Genomic DNA, 13688 nt, shown 5'->3' with positions numbered 1-13688 from the left:
GGCTCTCCGCGCCATGCGCGGTGGCGTGTTCACCGGGGGCGGCCTCAACCCCCGCCAGATCCCGTTCCATTACGACCGTTTGATGTATTTATGGCGTACAGAATTGACAACACGAGGTCAAATCCTGGTTTCTGATCTGTCGCAACGCGTCCCGTGGATGGCACTCTCTGGACGGCTCACCGCGCGTAGATCATCGCGGCGAGCCGGCTCCGCAGCACTCGCACACCTCTCAGCACCTTCGGGCGACGGACTCACCCCAGGCCGTCGCTTCCCCACAGGGGACCGCTCACCGGCGGTCCGACACTCTTGGAGACTGAGTGAGACTCGAAGCTTCCACCCCCCGCGCCACCACCCCCCGCAAGGCCGTCCGGCTGGCGGCGCTCGTCGCCTCCGCCGCCATGGTCGTGGTCGCGGTCCAGTCGGGCACGGCCAGCGCCCAGCCCGACCCCACCAGGGAGAGCGGCGCCACCGCCCTGGAGCTGACCCCCGCGCAGCGCGTCGAGGCCATCAGGTCCGCGCAGGCGGACACCACGAGCGAGGCGAGGACCCTGGGCCTCGGCGCCGCCGAGAAGCTGGTGGTCAGGGACGTCGTCAAGGACACCGACGGCACGGTCCACACCCGCTACGAGCGGACCTACCAGGGCCTGCCCGTGCTCGGCGGTGACCTCGTCGTCCACGAGAGCCCGGCCGACGGGCGGAGCGTCACCAAGGCGACCACGGCCCGCATAGCCGTGGCCTCCACCGACGCCGCGGTGGCCGCCTCCACCGCGAAGTCGAAGGCCCTGAAGGCCGCGTCGGCGGAGAAGACCGCGGACGCGGCGGCCGAGGACGCGCCCCGCAAGGTGATCTGGGCGGCCTCCGGCACCCCCGTGCTGGCCTGGGAGACCGTCGTCAAGGGCGTCCAGTCCGACGGCACGCCGAGCGAGCTGCACGTCGTCACCGACGCGGCCACCGGCGCCGAGCTGTTCAGGAACGAGGCCATCCGGACCGGCACCGGAACCGGCAAGTACAACGGCAGCGTCACGCTCGGCACCACCAAGAGCGGCACCACGTACAACCTCACCGACGGCGGGCGCGGCAGCCACAAGACGTACGACCTGAACCAGGGCACCTCGGGCACCGGCACCCTCTTCACCGACGCCGACGACGTCTGGGGCGGCGGCAGGCAGACCGCGGGCGTCGACGCGCACTACGGCGCCGCGGAGACCTGGGACTTCTACAAGAACGTCGTCGGCCGCAACGGCATCAAGAACAACGGCGTCGGCTCCTACTCGCGCGTCCACTACGGCAACAACTACGTCAACGCGTTCTGGAGCGACTCCTGCTTCTGCATGACGTACGGGGACGGCTCGGGCAACGCCAACGCGCTCACCTCGCTCGACGTGGCCGCCCACGAGATGACCCACGGCGTCACCGCCGCGACGGCCAACCTGAACTACAGCGGCGAGTCCGGCGGTCTCAACGAGGCCACCTCCGACATCTTCGCCACCGCGGTCGAGTTCTACTCCAACACCACGACCGACCCGGGCGACTACCTCATCGGCGAGAAGATCAACATCAACGGCGACGGCACCCCGCTGCGCTACCAGGACAAGCCCAGCAGGGACGGCGCCTCCAAGGACTACTGGTCGTCCACCCTGGGCAACCTCGACGTCCACTACTCCTCGGGCCCGGCCAACCACTTCTTCTACCTGCTGTCCGAGGGCAGCGGCGCGAAGACCATCAACGGCGTGAGCTACAACAGCCCCACGTACAACGGCGCCGCGGTCACCGGCATCGGCCGCGACAAGGCCATCCAGATCTGGTACAAGGCGCTCACCACGTACATGACGTCCACCACCAACTACGCGCGGGCGCGCACCGCGACCCTGAGCGCGGCGGGCGCCCTCTACGGCACGACCAGCGCCGAGTACAAGGCGGTCGGCGCCGCCTGGACCGCCATCAACGTCGCCTGACGGTCCGCCCCTCGGTGCTCCGGCGCCGAACCGGGGCGCGCCACCACGGGGCACGGTCCGCGCGTTCCTTGCGCGCGGACCGTGCCCCTTCGCCGTAGGGTGCGGTCCATGGCCGGACATAAAGGGCAGGACACGGATCCTCCCGCCCATCCCCCGGGGCCGCCCCGCCCCGCCGCGCCGGACCCGCGGCGGTGGAAGGCGCTGACGGTCTGCCTGGTGGCGGGGTTCATGACGCTGCTGGACGTCTCCATCGTCAACGTCGCCCTGCCCTCCATCCGCGAGGGGCTCAGCACCCCGGTGTCCGACCTCCAGTGGGTGGTCTCCGGATACGCCCTCGCCTTCGGCCTCTTCCTGATCCCCGCGGGCCGGCTCGGGGACGCCCGGGGGCGGCGGCCGGTCTTCATGTGGGGGCTGACCCTCTTCGTCCTCGCCTCCGCCGCCTGCGGAGCCGCCCAGTCCAGCCTCTGGCTGGTGCTCGCCCGGCTGGTGCAGGGACTCGCGGGCGGCCTGGTCTCCCCGCAGATCTCCGCCCTGATCCAGCAGCTCTTCGCCGGTCGGGAACGGGGCCGGGCCTTCGGCATGTTCGGCACGGTGGTGGGCATCTCGACCGCCGTCGGCCCGCTGCTCGGCGGCCTCATCATCCAGGCGGCGGGCGCGGAGGAGGGCTGGAGGTGGGTCTTCTACGTCAACCTGCCGCTCGGCGCCGTCTGTCTGGTGCTGGCCCACCGGCTGCTGCCCGACACCCCGTCGGCCGGCCGGGTCACCCCGCGTCAGCTCGACCCCGTCGGCGTGCTGCTCCTCGGCGGCGGGATCCTGGCGCTGCTGCTGCCACTCGTGCAGTCGCAGCAGTGGCACGGCGACGAGAAGTGGCTGCTGCTGGTGGCCGCCGCGCTGCTGCTGGCCGGCTTCGTGAAGTGGGAGTCCCGGTGCGGTACACGCGCCACCCAGCCGGTCCTGGACCTCTCCCTCTTCCGCGTCCGCTCCTTCCGGCTGGGCTGCCTGCTGATCCTGCTGTACTTCGCGGGGTTCACTACCGTCTTCTTCATCAGCACGCTCTACCTCCAGAGCGGACTGCACTACACCGCCCTCCAGGCGGGTCTGGCCATCACCCCCTTCGCACTGGGCTCGGGGGCGGCGGCCGGCCTCGGCGGGCGGCTGGTCGGCCGGTTCGGCCGGCCACTCGTCGCCGTCGGGCTGATCATGGTGACCGTCGGCCTCGCGGCCACCGCCCTCGCCGTACACCTGGTGCCGGGGCACAACGTCGGGTGGGCGATGGCGGCGCCCCTGCTGCTGGCCGGGGTGGGCAGCGGACTGGTCATCTCGCCCAACCAGACCCTCACCCTCGCCGAGGTGCCCGTGCCCATGGCGGGCAGCGCCGGGGGCACCCTGCAGACGGCCCAGCGGGTGGGATCGGCGGTCGGGATCGCCGCCGTGGGCTCCGTCTTCTTCGCCGAGGTGACGCCCGACGGCTGGGCCACGGCGTTCGACCACGGACTGGTCGTCTCGGTCGGGTTCGTGGTGGCGGCGCTGCTGGTCGCCCTCGCCGACATCGCCGTGGCCCGGCGTACGGAGAGACGGCGCGGCGCCCCGGCGCGCTGACGGCCCGGCACACCACCGGCCGGCGACGAGCCGCCGCGTACGAGAACCCGCCACCGGGCAGGAGAACCCGCCACCGAGCAGAAGTCCGCCACCGAGCAGGAAGGAACCAGAGATGAACGCACCCGCCGAGGCCGAGGGCAACGCCGCGTACGGGAAGAAGCCCTTCAAGCGGTCCAGGAGCCACTTCGCGGACCGGATCACCGCCGACGGCGCCGACGGCTGGCCCGTCGAGGCGGGCCGCTACCGCCTCGTCGTCAGCCGCGCCTGCCCCTGGGCGAGCCGCGCCCTCGTCTCGCGCCGCCTCCTCGGCCTGGAGGACGCCCTCTCGCTCGCCGTCGCCGACCCCATCCAGGACGACCGGAGCTGGCGCTTCACCCTCGACCCGGAGGGCCGGGACCCCGTACTGGGCATCCGTTATCTCGCCGAGGCGTACGACGCCCGCGAGCGCGGCTATCCGGGCGGGGTCAGCGTTCCCGCGGTCGTGGACGTGCCCAGCGGCCGGCTCGTCACCAACGACTTCCAGCGGATCACCCTGGACCTGGCCACCGAGTGGACGGCGCTGCACCGGAGCGGCGCGCCCGACCTCTACCCCGAGCCGCTGCGCGACGAGATCGACGAGGTCATGGAGGGCGTCTACCGCGACGTCAACAACGGGGTGTATCGCGCCGGATTCGCGTCCGGGCAGAGCGAGTACGAGGACGCCTACCGCGCCGTGTTCCACCGGCTCGGGCTGCTCTCCGAACGGCTCGCCGACCGCCGCTACCTGGTGGGGGACACCCTCACCGAGGCGGACATCCGACTCTTCACCACGCTCGTGCGCTTCGACGCCGTCTACCACGGGCACTTCAAGTGCAACCGCTCGAAGCTGGCCGAGGACCCGGTGCTGTGGGCGTACGCCAGGGACCTGTACCAGACCCCCGGGTTCGGCGACACCGTCGACTTCGACCACATCAAGCGCCACTACTACCAGGTGCACACCGGTATCAACCCGACCGGCATCGTGCCCCTCGGCCCCGATCTCTCCGGCTGGCTGACGCCGCACCACCGCGCGGAGCTGGGCGGCCGGCCGTTCGGCGACGGCACCCCGCCGGGCCCGGTGGCGCCGGGGGAGGAGATCCCGCCGGCGGGACGCCCCTGAGGCGCGCCCGGCCCCGGCGTCAGCCCCCGGCGTCCCCCGTGCCCTCGCCGCCGGGGACGTCGGAGGCGCCGGGAGCCCCGGGCGGATGGCGCAGCACGTACAGGCCGACGCAGGCCGCGAGCACCACCACGCACGCCGAGAACGTCAGCCCCGCGCCCGTGAGCCCGAGCCACAGGGTCAGCGCGCCCACCCCGACGACGGGCAGGGAGATCCCCGTGTAGGCGACGACGAAGAAGGCGGAGAGCGTGGCGCCCCGGTGTTCGGGCGGCGCCACGGCGCTGACCGCGCTCATCCCGGCGCGGAACGCCAGCCCCTGGCCGAGTCCGCCGCAGAGCGCGCCCACGACCAGCAGCGGCAGCGACCGCGCCGCCAGCGAGCCGGCCACCAGCAGCAGCCCGGCCACCAGGACCAGACAGCCCCCGGGCAGCGCCGCGCGCGCCCCCAGCCGCCCCATCAGCGCCTGTCCGGCAGTTGAGGCGAGGAAGGCGGAGAAGACGACCGCGCCCGTCACCGCCAGGTTGTGCACCGACAGGGTCTGGGCCACGAAGCTCGGCGCGACCGCCGTGAACAGCCCCAGCAGCGCGAACCCGGCGAACGCGGCGAGCGCCGAGGGCACGAACACCCCCCGGATCCCCGGCGGCAGCGAGAGCCCCCGCGGGCGGAGCCGCGGCCGGTGGGGGGAGGCGACCGTCTCCGGGAGGAACCAGGTCAGTACGGACGCGACCGCCACCAGCGCCAGGTGGGTCACGAACGGCAGGGCCAGCGGCCACGGCGCGTACTGGGCGAGGATCCCGGACAGCAGCGGACCGCAGCCGAGCCCGCCCATGTTCGCCGCCGTCGCGGCCAGCCCGGCCCGCGCCTCCCGCCCGGGCGGCGCCAGCTCCAGCACACAGGCGGTGGCCGTACCGCTCAGCAGGCCGGCGGCGAAGCCGGAGAACAGCCGTCCCGTGAAGAGCAGCGGCAGCCCGCCCTCGAAGAGGAAACACAGGGCGCTGGCCGCCGAGAGCCCCAGCGCGAGAAGGAGTACGGGCCGCCGCCCCACCTGGTCGGAGAGGTCCCCGGCCAGCAGCAGTACGGCGATCACCCCGACGGCATAGACGGCGAACACCACGGTCACCATCAGCTCGGAGAAACCGAGTTGCTCCCGGTAGAGCCCGTACAGCGGCGTGGGCAGCGTGGTGCCCGCCATCCCGACGGCGAACACCCCCGCCGCCACCGGATATCCGAGGCGTCGGTGTCCGCGAACCGCCATACGACCTCCGCCCGAACGTCCGATCGGACGCTTTCCCCCTATGAAGGGCCACGCGGGACGGACGCGCCAGGCGGGGACGTCCGGAGGAGGGGGCGGTCGTGCGCGCCCGCGGTCGCGAGCTGGGCCTCGACCTCGTCCAGCGCGCGGCGCGCGGCGGCGATCCGGGCGAGCAGCACGGCCTGCGCCTGCTCGGGGCCGCCCGCCGGGACGGTGGTCTCGTGCGCCTGCTCGTGCTCCTCCTCCAGTTCGCGCGCCTCCTCAAGGGAGTTGATGACCACGCCGATCAACAGGTTGACCAGGAGGAACGACCCCAGCAGGACGAACGACGCGAAGTAGACGATGGCCCAGCGGGAGACCTCCAGACCGCCGCGTACCGCGTCGCCCAGCCCGTCGAGGGTGATCAGCAGGAAGAGCGTGAGCGCCGCGCGGCCGAGCGAGCCGTAGTGCTCGGGGTCGGAGCGCGCGAAGAAGACCCAGCCGAGCATGGCGTACACGTACAGCAGCAGCGCGCCCACCAGCACGAAGCTCGCGGTCCCCGGCAGGCTCTTGCCCACGGCGACGATCACGATGCGCAGCTGCGGCAGGAAGCGCGCCGCGCGCAGCACCCGGGCGAGCCGGAGCAGCCGCAGGAGCGTCGTGTTCTCCCGGGCGAACGGCGTGAGGGCCAGCGAGACGACCGCCAGGTCGAAGACGTTCCACGGATCGCGGAAGAACTCCTTGGGGCGGTCCGCGTAGGAGGCGGCGCGCAGCAGGATCTCCGCGGTGAAAGCGGCGAGGAAGAGATGCTCGGCGAGCTTCAGTTCGGCGCGCCACTGGTGTACGGCGCCGCTGTATGTCTCGATGCCGAGCAGGCACGCGTTACCGACGATCAGGCAGAACACCGCGCTGCTGAAGGCGGTGGACTCCACGAGGCGCCGGCTGCGCGCGGCGAGAGCCACCGGCTCTAATCGACTCGTCCCGTCGTACATCAGAGGACACTCGTTTTCTTGCGCGTGCGCAGGCAAAAAGGGCAGGTGAAAGGTGAGGCGAGAGGGCAGGCGAAAAGGTCGGGCCGAAAGGGCGGGTCGAAAAGATCAGGTGACAAGGATAGGAGGGAGCGGCCGGTGCCCGGGGCGGGGCACCGGCCGCTTGTCGCGCCGTCCTGCCGTTCGGAAGGGGACGGCGCGGGCGGATGGCCGCGCGGATGGTCCGCGCGGCGGTTACGCGGCGGTCGGCGGGCCGGTGGCGGGGCCGACCAGTTCCTCCAGGACGTCCTCCATGGTGACGAAGCCGATGACGGTCCCCTTGTCCCCGGTGACGGCGGCGAGATGCGTGCCGGCGGTGCGCATGGCCGTCATCGTGTCGTCGAGCGGGGTGTCGATCTCGACCCGGACCACCGTGTGCAGCGCGCTCCGCGGGAACGGCTCGGTGCGCTCGTCGACGCCGAGGGCGTCCTTGATGTGCAGATAGCCGAGGATCGTGGCGTCGGGCCCGGTCACCGGCAGCCGGGAGAAGCCGGAGGACGCGGCGGCGCGCTCCAGTTCCCGCGGGGTGATCCGGTGGTCGACGGTGACCGTACGGCTCAGCGGGACCATCACCTCGCCCACCGGCCGGGTGCCCAGCTCCAGCGCGTCACGCAGCCGCTCCCCGTCCGCCGGGTCGAGCAGCCCCGCCTCGCTGGAGTCGGTGACCAGCCGGGCGAGTTCGTCGTCGGTGAAGACGGAGGCGACCTCGTCCTTCGGCTCGACCTTCAGCAGCCGCAGGATGGAGTTGGCGAACGCGTTGATCCCGAAGATCACCGGGCGCAGCGCGCGGGTCAGCCAGACCAGCGCGGGCCCGAGCGCGAGCGCGGTGGGCGCCGGGGCGGCCAGCGCGATGTTCTTCGGCACCATCTCGCCGACGAGCATGTGCAGATACGTCGCCAGGGTCAGCGCGATCACGAACGCGATCGGGTGGATCAGCGCCTCGGGCACCCCGATCGCCTCGAACGGCGGCTCCAGCAGGTGCGCTATGGCCGGCTCCGCGACGGCGCCCAGCACCAGCGAGGAGATGGTGATCCCGAGCTGCGCGGTGGCCATGGCCGCCGAGAGGTGCTCCAGACCCCACAGGGTGTTCTTGGCGCGCCGGCTGCCCTTGAGGGCCAGCGGCTCGATCTGGCTGCGCCGTACGGAGATGAGCGCGAACTCGGCCCCGACGAAGAACGCGTTGGTGAACAGGGTGAGCACGCCGATGGCGAGCTGCAGGCCGGTCATCGGGCGTCCTCCGTGATCTGTGCGGCGCGGGCGGGGGCGGTGATGCCGACCCGGTCCGCGCGGTGGTGCTCGACGCGCAGCACGGCGAACCGCCAGCCGTCGATCTCCAGGGTGTCGTCGGGCACGGGCAGCCGCTCCAGACGGGTCGCGAGCAGCCCGGCGAGCGTCTCGTACGGGCCCTCCGGCGCGGTGAAGCCGATCGTTTCGAGCTGGTCGAGCCGGACGGAACCGTCGGCCTTCCACACCTCGCGGCCCTCGGCGTCCGGCTTGCCGGGGAGCAGGTCCGGGGTCTCGTCCGGGTCGTGTTCGTCGCGTACCTCGCCGACGACCTCCTCCACGATGTCCTCCACCGTGGCGACCCCCGCGGTCCCGCCGTACTCGTCGATGACGACGGCCATGGTCCGCGACTCGCGCAGCCGCCGCAGCAGCCGGTCCACCGGGAGGGAGTCGGGCACCAGCATCGGGCTGGTCGCCAGTTCGGTGACGGGGGTGTGGTCCCGCCGGTCCTCGTCCAGGGCCAGCACGTCGCGGATGTGGATCGTGCCGATGACCTCGTCGAGGCTGTCCCGGTAGACGGGGAAGCGCGACAGGCCGGTGGCCAGGGTGAGATGGGCGGCGTCCGTGGCGGTGGCGTGTGCCTCCAGGGCCCGGACGTCCACCCGCGGGGTCATCACGTTCTCCGCGGTCAGATCGGCGAGGTGCAGGGTCCGTACGAACAGCTCCGCGGAGTCCGCCTCTATGGCGCCCTCCCGCGCGGAGTGCCGGGCCAGCGCGACCAGTTCCTCGGGGGTACGGGCGGACGCCAGCTCCTCGGCGGGCTCCAGGCCGAAGCGCCGTACCAGCTTGTTCGCCGTGTTGTTCAGGTGCCGGATCAGCGGGGCGAACGCGGCGGTGAAGCCGCGCTGCGGGCTCGCCACGACCTTGGCGACCGTGAGCGGGCTGGAGATCGCCCAGTTCTTCGGGACGAGCTCACCGACGACCATCAGCACGACGGTGGAGAGCGAGACACCGAGCAGGGTGGCGACCGTGGGGACCGCGCCGCCGGGCAGGCCAATGGCCTCCAGCGGCCCGCGCAGCAGGGCGGCGAAGGACGGCTCGGCGAGCATGCCGATGACCAGAGAGGTCACCGTGATGCCGAGCTGGGCCCCGGAGAGCTGGAAGGTGAGCCGCTTGGCCGCTTCCAGGGCGCTCGCGGCCCCGCGCTCACCGGCGGCGGCGGCGCGCTCCAGCTCGCCCCGCTCGATCGTGGTCAGGGAGAACTCGGCCGCCACGAACACCGCACAGGCGAGGGTGAGCGCGAGGGCGAGCAACAGCAGGAGCACTTCGGTCACCGTGCCACCTCCGTCCCCTGGCTCGGCGGGACGGGAATGGCACGGTTCGTACTGGGAGGCTCACCCATTGCGGGACCGCAGCTCCTTCTCGGATCAGTTGGTTCGACTCGTATGTTCTTACGGCGAGACGACGGGGAGGTGCCCCGTCGCTCAATGGTAAAGGAATAGCAAAGCGACGCAATGTGGCGTACGCCACCCGTCACGGCGTTCGGCACGCCATTCGTCACGCCACCCGGCACGGCGTCCGTCATGGCCGGAGGCTCGTCCGCCGGGCCGGCGCGATCATCTGAGGGCCTTGAAGTCCTGGCCCACGGTCAGGGTCACCACGCCCGGCGTGGCGTCCGCGTCCTGCCGTACGGCGCTGCCCGGCAGCCGGGAGGCCAGCATCTCGGCCCCCGCCTTCTGGTCCTGCGGGTAGCCGACCGTGGTCTTCTTCGCGGATTCCGGAGCGTTCCCGACCGACGAGACCGTGAAGCCGGCCGTACGGAGCGTGTCGGCGACCTCGGCGGCCCGCCCCTGGGTGCCGGTGCCGTTGAGCACCTGTACCCGCACCGTGGTCGCGTAGACCGGGTTCTCCGTCGCCGCCGCCAGCTTCTCCTTGTCGGTCTCCTTGTCCTGCGCCATGGCGGTGAACAGGTTCCCGGCGTACGGATACTGCCAGACGACATTGGCCTTGTCCGTCGGGACGTCGGCCTCGCGGGGATAGTTCGGCACGGTCAGGAACGTCAGCCGGTCGCTCGGGACGGCCTTGATCTCGTTGGCGAGGGCGGTGAGCGGCTTGATGCCCGCCAGCGCCTCGTCCGTGGTGAGGGACTTGGTCGCCGAGTCGAGGAACCCGTAGAGCGCGTTCGGGCTGGTCAGCTTCTCCTGCGCCTTGGCCGCCACGGCCTCCATGAACTCCTGCTGCCGCCCGATGCGCCCGAGGTCGGAGCCGTCGCCGACGCTGTAGCGGGTACGGACGTACCCCAGGGCCTTCTCGTCCCTGACCGTCTGGCAGCCCGCCTCCATCTCCAGATGGGCCTTCTTGTCGTTGATCGCCGTCTCCGGGCAGACCTCGATGCCGTCCAGCGCGTTGACCATGCCCTTGAAGCCCTGGAAGTCCACCGACATGAAGTGGTCGATGCGCAGCCCGGTGTTCTGCTCCACGGTCTTGATGGTGCAGGCGGCGGCGTCGGCGACCTCGCCGCTGGACCCTCCGATGGCGAACGACTCGTTGATCTTGAAGTGGTGCGGCTCCGACGTGGTTCCGTCGCCCTTGTCGCAGGACGGGATGTTCACCCAGGAGTCGCGCGGGAGGGAGACCACCGTGGCCCACTCCCGGTTGGCGGCGAGGTGCATCACCATCAGGGTGTCCGACTGCATGGTGGTCAGGCCCTTGCCGTACTTGCCGTTGTCCCCGTCGCGCGAGTCGGAGCCCACGACCAGGATGTTCTTCGAGCCCGGGCTGGAGTTGACCGGGCGGTCACCGCCGATCTTCCCGTCGATGTCCGCGGAGTGGATGTTCCCGTCGAGGTTCTGGTAGATCCAGGTCCCGGCGCCGGCCACGCCGATCAGCGCCACGGCGAGCACACCGCCGGTCCAGACGGCTATTCGCCCCCGCCGGGTCAGTCTGGAGCGGCCCGCCTTGCGGTCCGTTCCCCGGGCGGCACGCCGCCCGCTGCCCGCCGGGCGGCCGCGCCGTCCCCTGGATTGACTGCCCACGCTGGTCCTCCGTGCCCCGTACCCCGCTCCGTCCAGCTTCGGACGGGCCGGTTCGCCGCCCTGTGCGACGCGTGCACTCTACTGCTTCTACAGGGGTGTAGAAGACGCCAGGTCGTCACAGGGGTGTCGCGGCTTCGAGGACCAGGAAGAGCGCCGACGCCGCGTTCAGCGCGGAGACGGTCGACGCCGCTGTTCCCGCGGCGGCGACATACGCGGCCATCCCCGCCCGGGTGAGCGCGGGCGGCCAGCTCCTGCGTGGCGGCACGGGGCCCAGCAGCGCCGCCACCCGGCGCGGCACGGGGCCCGTCGAGGCGAACGCCGCGAGCCCCGGGGGCGACATCTGGCGGGAGATGAGCGCGGCCTTGCCCACCGCGCGTGCCGTCGTGCGCCGGTCGCCCGTCGCGTACGCCGCCTCCTCGTCCGCCCAGCGCTCGGTGCTGTACGTCACCGCCTCCGCCAGCGGCCGCAGGAACGGGTTGGCGCACCCCGCCAGCCGTACGGCCAGCAGCAGCCGGTGGTGGCGTCCGGCGAGATGGGCGTGCTCATGGGCGAGTAAAGCGGCCCGTTCTCCCTGGTCGAGGCAGGACAGCAGGCCCGTGGAGACGACGATCCGGCCGGGGGAGCCGGGCAGGGCATACGCGTACGGCAGCTCGTCGTCCAGGACGGCGAGCCCGGGCGCCGCGGCGTACGCCGACGCGTACCCGGGCAACTCCCGCAGCCCGGCCAGCGCGCGATGGGCCCGCGCGCGGAACCGCAGATGGCGCCGTACGGTCTGCGCGCACGCCACGACGACCAGGAGCAGCGCCACGATCGCGGTCTTGCCGGCCACCTCGTCGTACGGCACGGCCTCGCGCACCTCCGGATCCGACCAGCTGTCCGGCAGCGGGTTCCCGGGCAGCTGCGCGGTCCCGACGACCACGAGCAGCCCGAGACAGAACGTGCTGCACGCGGCGAGGACCACGGCGACGGAGGTCAGCAGCCACGCGGCGCTGCGCGGGTGCAGATGCTGCTCGGCCAGGCGGGCGATCGGCAGCGCGGTCAGCGGCAGGACCAGGGGGAGGAAGACGAAGACACCCATCGGTCAATTCTCCGCTTCGCCCGCGGCCGACCGGTCCGTCCCGGGGGCGGTGGTGTTGTCGGTGGCGTCGGCCGCGCTGAGCAGTGAGCGGAGCACCCGCTCGTCGTGGGGCGAGAGGGCCGACACGAAGCTGGAGAGCACCGCGTCGCGGTCGTCCCGCTCGTCGAGCAGTCGGCGCATGCGCAGCGCCGTGAGCCCCGCCTCGTCCGCCACCGGCGTCCACAGGAACGAGCGGCCGGAGCGGGTGCGGGTCACGGCCTGCTTGCCGAGGAGGCGCGTGAGGATCGTGATCACCGTGGTGTAGGCCAGCTCGCCGTCGAGCCGCTCCTGCACCCAGGTCGCCGCCACCGGGGTGGTCGCCGAGCCCAGGACGGCCAGCACCTGCGCCTCCAGCTGCCCCTGACCGCGCCTGCGTGTACGGGAGCCCCGGTCGTCGAGGTCCCGGCGCTCGCCGAGGCCGCGGCGCTCGCCGGCGTACCCGGCGTGCCCGGTCTGCCCGACGGGCCCGGTGTTTCTGGTGTTCCCGGCGTTTCCGACCACGGAAGTGGCCTCCTCCCACGCTGCCGCCCCAGCCGCCCTGGCGCCGGGGCATCCTAACCACCAGCTCATTTCTACAGTGCTGTAGATTTACGATGGTGTCATACGGCGCCGTGGCCGCCGGTGCGTCCCGTACGTCCTGTGTGCCCGGTTCCCGACATCTGCCGGTTCCGCACGGACGAAAGGAAGCAACATGGGTGTGAGCCTCGCCAAGGGCGGCAACGTCTCACTGAGCAAGGAGGCTCCCGGTCTGACCGCCGTTCTGGTCGCTCTCGGCTGGGACGTACGGACCACCACCGGGGCCGACCACGATCTGGACGCCAGCGCCCTGCTGTGTGACGGTTCCGGCAAGGTCGTCTCCGACCAGCACTTCGTCTTCTACAACAACCTCAAGAGCCCGGACGGCTCCGTCGAGCACACCGGTGACAACCTGACCGGTGAGGGCGACGGCGACGACGAGACTGTCAAGGTCGACCTCTCCGCCGTGCCCGCCGGCGTGTCGAAGATCGTCTTTCCGGTGTCGATTCACGACGCCGAGTCCCGCGGCCAGAGCTTCGGTCAGGTGCGCAACGCGTACATCCGGGTGGTCAACCAGGCGGGCGGCGCCGAGCTGGCCCGCTACGACCTGAGCGAGGACGCCTCCACCGAGACCGCGATGGTCTTCGGCGAGCTGTACCGCAACGGCGCGGAGTGGAAGTTCCGCGCGATCGGCCAGGGGTACGCGTCCGGCCTCGCCGGGATCGCCGCCGACTACGGCGTCAACGTCTGACCCGCGCGTCCGGGCCCGATCCCGCGACCCCGCACCCGCATCCGGCCCCGGTCCCCGACGACCGCGTCAGGACCCCGTGCCGGGGCCGCGCCGGCAC

11 protein-coding genes are annotated in these 13688 nt (G+C 72.0%); 4 read left to right on the top strand and 7 right to left on the bottom strand.

Annotated features, from left to right (window positions below; all coding sequences use genetic code 11):
• Window positions 1-398 precede the first annotated feature (398 nt).
• The 3 genes from ACFXKG_RS35010 to ACFXKG_RS35000 all read left to right on the top strand — a co-directional run bounded on the left by ACFXKG_RS35010 (window position 399) and on the right by ACFXKG_RS35000 (window position 4692).
• Window positions 399-1955, top strand: coding sequence for a M4 family metallopeptidase (locus ACFXKG_RS35010; RefSeq protein ID WP_384847635.1), 1557 nt, complete (start codon window positions 399-401; stop codon window positions 1953-1955).
• A 108-nt stretch (window positions 1956-2063) separates the two neighbouring features.
• Complete coding sequence (locus ACFXKG_RS35005; RefSeq protein ID WP_384847602.1) at window positions 2064-3554, top strand: MFS transporter; 1491 nt, start codon at window positions 2064-2066, stop codon at window positions 3552-3554.
• Between the two features lie 112 nt (window positions 3555-3666).
• A complete protein-coding gene (locus ACFXKG_RS35000) occupies window positions 3667-4692 on the top strand; it encodes a glutathione S-transferase family protein (protein ID WP_384847598.1) in 1026 nt (341 codons plus the stop codon).
• 19 nt (window positions 4693-4711) lie between these two features.
• On the opposite strand, the gene ACFXKG_RS34995 is transcribed toward ACFXKG_RS35000, so the two are convergent.
• From ACFXKG_RS34995 to ACFXKG_RS34965, 7 genes are all read right to left on the bottom strand, one after another.
• Window positions 4712-5944, bottom strand: a complete 1233-nt coding sequence (locus ACFXKG_RS34995) for an MFS transporter (protein ID WP_384847595.1) — start codon at window positions 5942-5944, stop codon at window positions 4712-4714.
• A gap of 38 nt (window positions 5945-5982) precedes the next feature.
• The gene (locus ACFXKG_RS34990; RefSeq protein ID WP_384847592.1) at window positions 5983-6912 is read right to left on the bottom strand and encodes an ion transporter; all 930 of its coding nucleotides are present in this window, start codon (window positions 6910-6912) and stop codon (window positions 5983-5985) included.
• A gap of 231 nt (window positions 6913-7143) precedes the next feature.
• Window positions 7144-8175, bottom strand: coding sequence for a hemolysin family protein (locus ACFXKG_RS34985; RefSeq protein ID WP_384847589.1), 1032 nt, complete (start codon window positions 8173-8175; stop codon window positions 7144-7146).
• Window positions 8172-9506: a hemolysin family protein gene (locus ACFXKG_RS34980; RefSeq protein ID WP_384847586.1), complete on the bottom strand. Its 1335-nt coding sequence runs from the start codon at window positions 9504-9506 to the stop codon at window positions 8172-8174. The genes ACFXKG_RS34985 and ACFXKG_RS34980 overlap by 4 nt, the downstream gene beginning before the upstream one ends.
• A gap of 282 nt (window positions 9507-9788) precedes the next feature.
• Window positions 9789-11207, bottom strand: coding sequence for an LCP family protein (locus ACFXKG_RS34975; protein ID WP_384847583.1), 1419 nt, complete (start codon window positions 11205-11207; stop codon window positions 9789-9791).
• Between the two features lie 115 nt (window positions 11208-11322).
• Entirely contained in the window at window positions 11323-12285 is a 963-nt protein-coding gene (locus ACFXKG_RS34970) for a M56 family metallopeptidase (RefSeq protein ID WP_384847580.1), read from the bottom strand.
• Between the two features lie 3 nt (window positions 12286-12288).
• A complete protein-coding gene (locus tag ACFXKG_RS34965; RefSeq protein WP_384847632.1) occupies window positions 12289-12678 on the bottom strand; it encodes a BlaI/MecI/CopY family transcriptional regulator in 390 nt (129 codons plus the stop codon).
• A 337-nt stretch (window positions 12679-13015) separates the two neighbouring features.
• Between ACFXKG_RS34965 and ACFXKG_RS34960 the strand changes: the two genes are divergently transcribed.
• The gene (locus ACFXKG_RS34960; protein WP_382888222.1) at window positions 13016-13591 is read left to right on the top strand and encodes a TerD family protein; all 576 of its coding nucleotides are present in this window, start codon (window positions 13016-13018) and stop codon (window positions 13589-13591) included.
• Window positions 13592-13688: the final 97 nt, after the last annotated feature.

The organism is Streptomyces sp. NPDC059255, assembly GCF_042752355.1.
GTDB lineage: Bacteria > Actinomycetota > Actinomycetes > Streptomycetales > Streptomycetaceae > Streptomyces.
This window is presented reverse-complemented; position numbering and strand designations above follow the sequence as displayed.

Excerpts from the sequence above, each read along its gene's own strand:
- ACFXKG_RS34985 (WP_384847589.1), bottom strand. The coding sequence starts at position 8,175 with ATGACCGGCCTGCAGCTCGCCATCGGCGTGCTCACCCTGTTCACCAAC.
- ACFXKG_RS35010 (WP_384847635.1), top strand. The coding sequence starts at position 399 with ATGGTCGTGGTCGCGGTCCAGTCGGGCACGGCCAGCGCCCAGCCCGAC.
- ACFXKG_RS34990 (WP_384847592.1), bottom strand. The coding sequence starts at position 6,912 with ATGTACGACGGGACGAGTCGATTAGAGCCGGTGGCTCTCGCCGCGCGC.
- ACFXKG_RS35000 (WP_384847598.1), top strand. The coding sequence starts at position 3,667 with ATGAACGCACCCGCCGAGGCCGAGGGCAACGCCGCGTACGGGAAGAAG.
- ACFXKG_RS35005 (WP_384847602.1), top strand. The coding sequence starts at position 2,064 with ATGGCCGGACATAAAGGGCAGGACACGGATCCTCCCGCCCATCCCCCG.
- ACFXKG_RS34995 (WP_384847595.1), bottom strand. The coding sequence starts at position 5,944 with ATGGCGGTTCGCGGACACCGACGCCTCGGATATCCGGTGGCGGCGGGG.
- ACFXKG_RS34970 (WP_384847580.1), bottom strand. The coding sequence starts at position 12,285 with ATGGGTGTCTTCGTCTTCCTCCCCCTGGTCCTGCCGCTGACCGCGCTG.
- ACFXKG_RS34960 (WP_382888222.1), top strand. The coding sequence starts at position 13,016 with ATGGGTGTGAGCCTCGCCAAGGGCGGCAACGTCTCACTGAGCAAGGAG.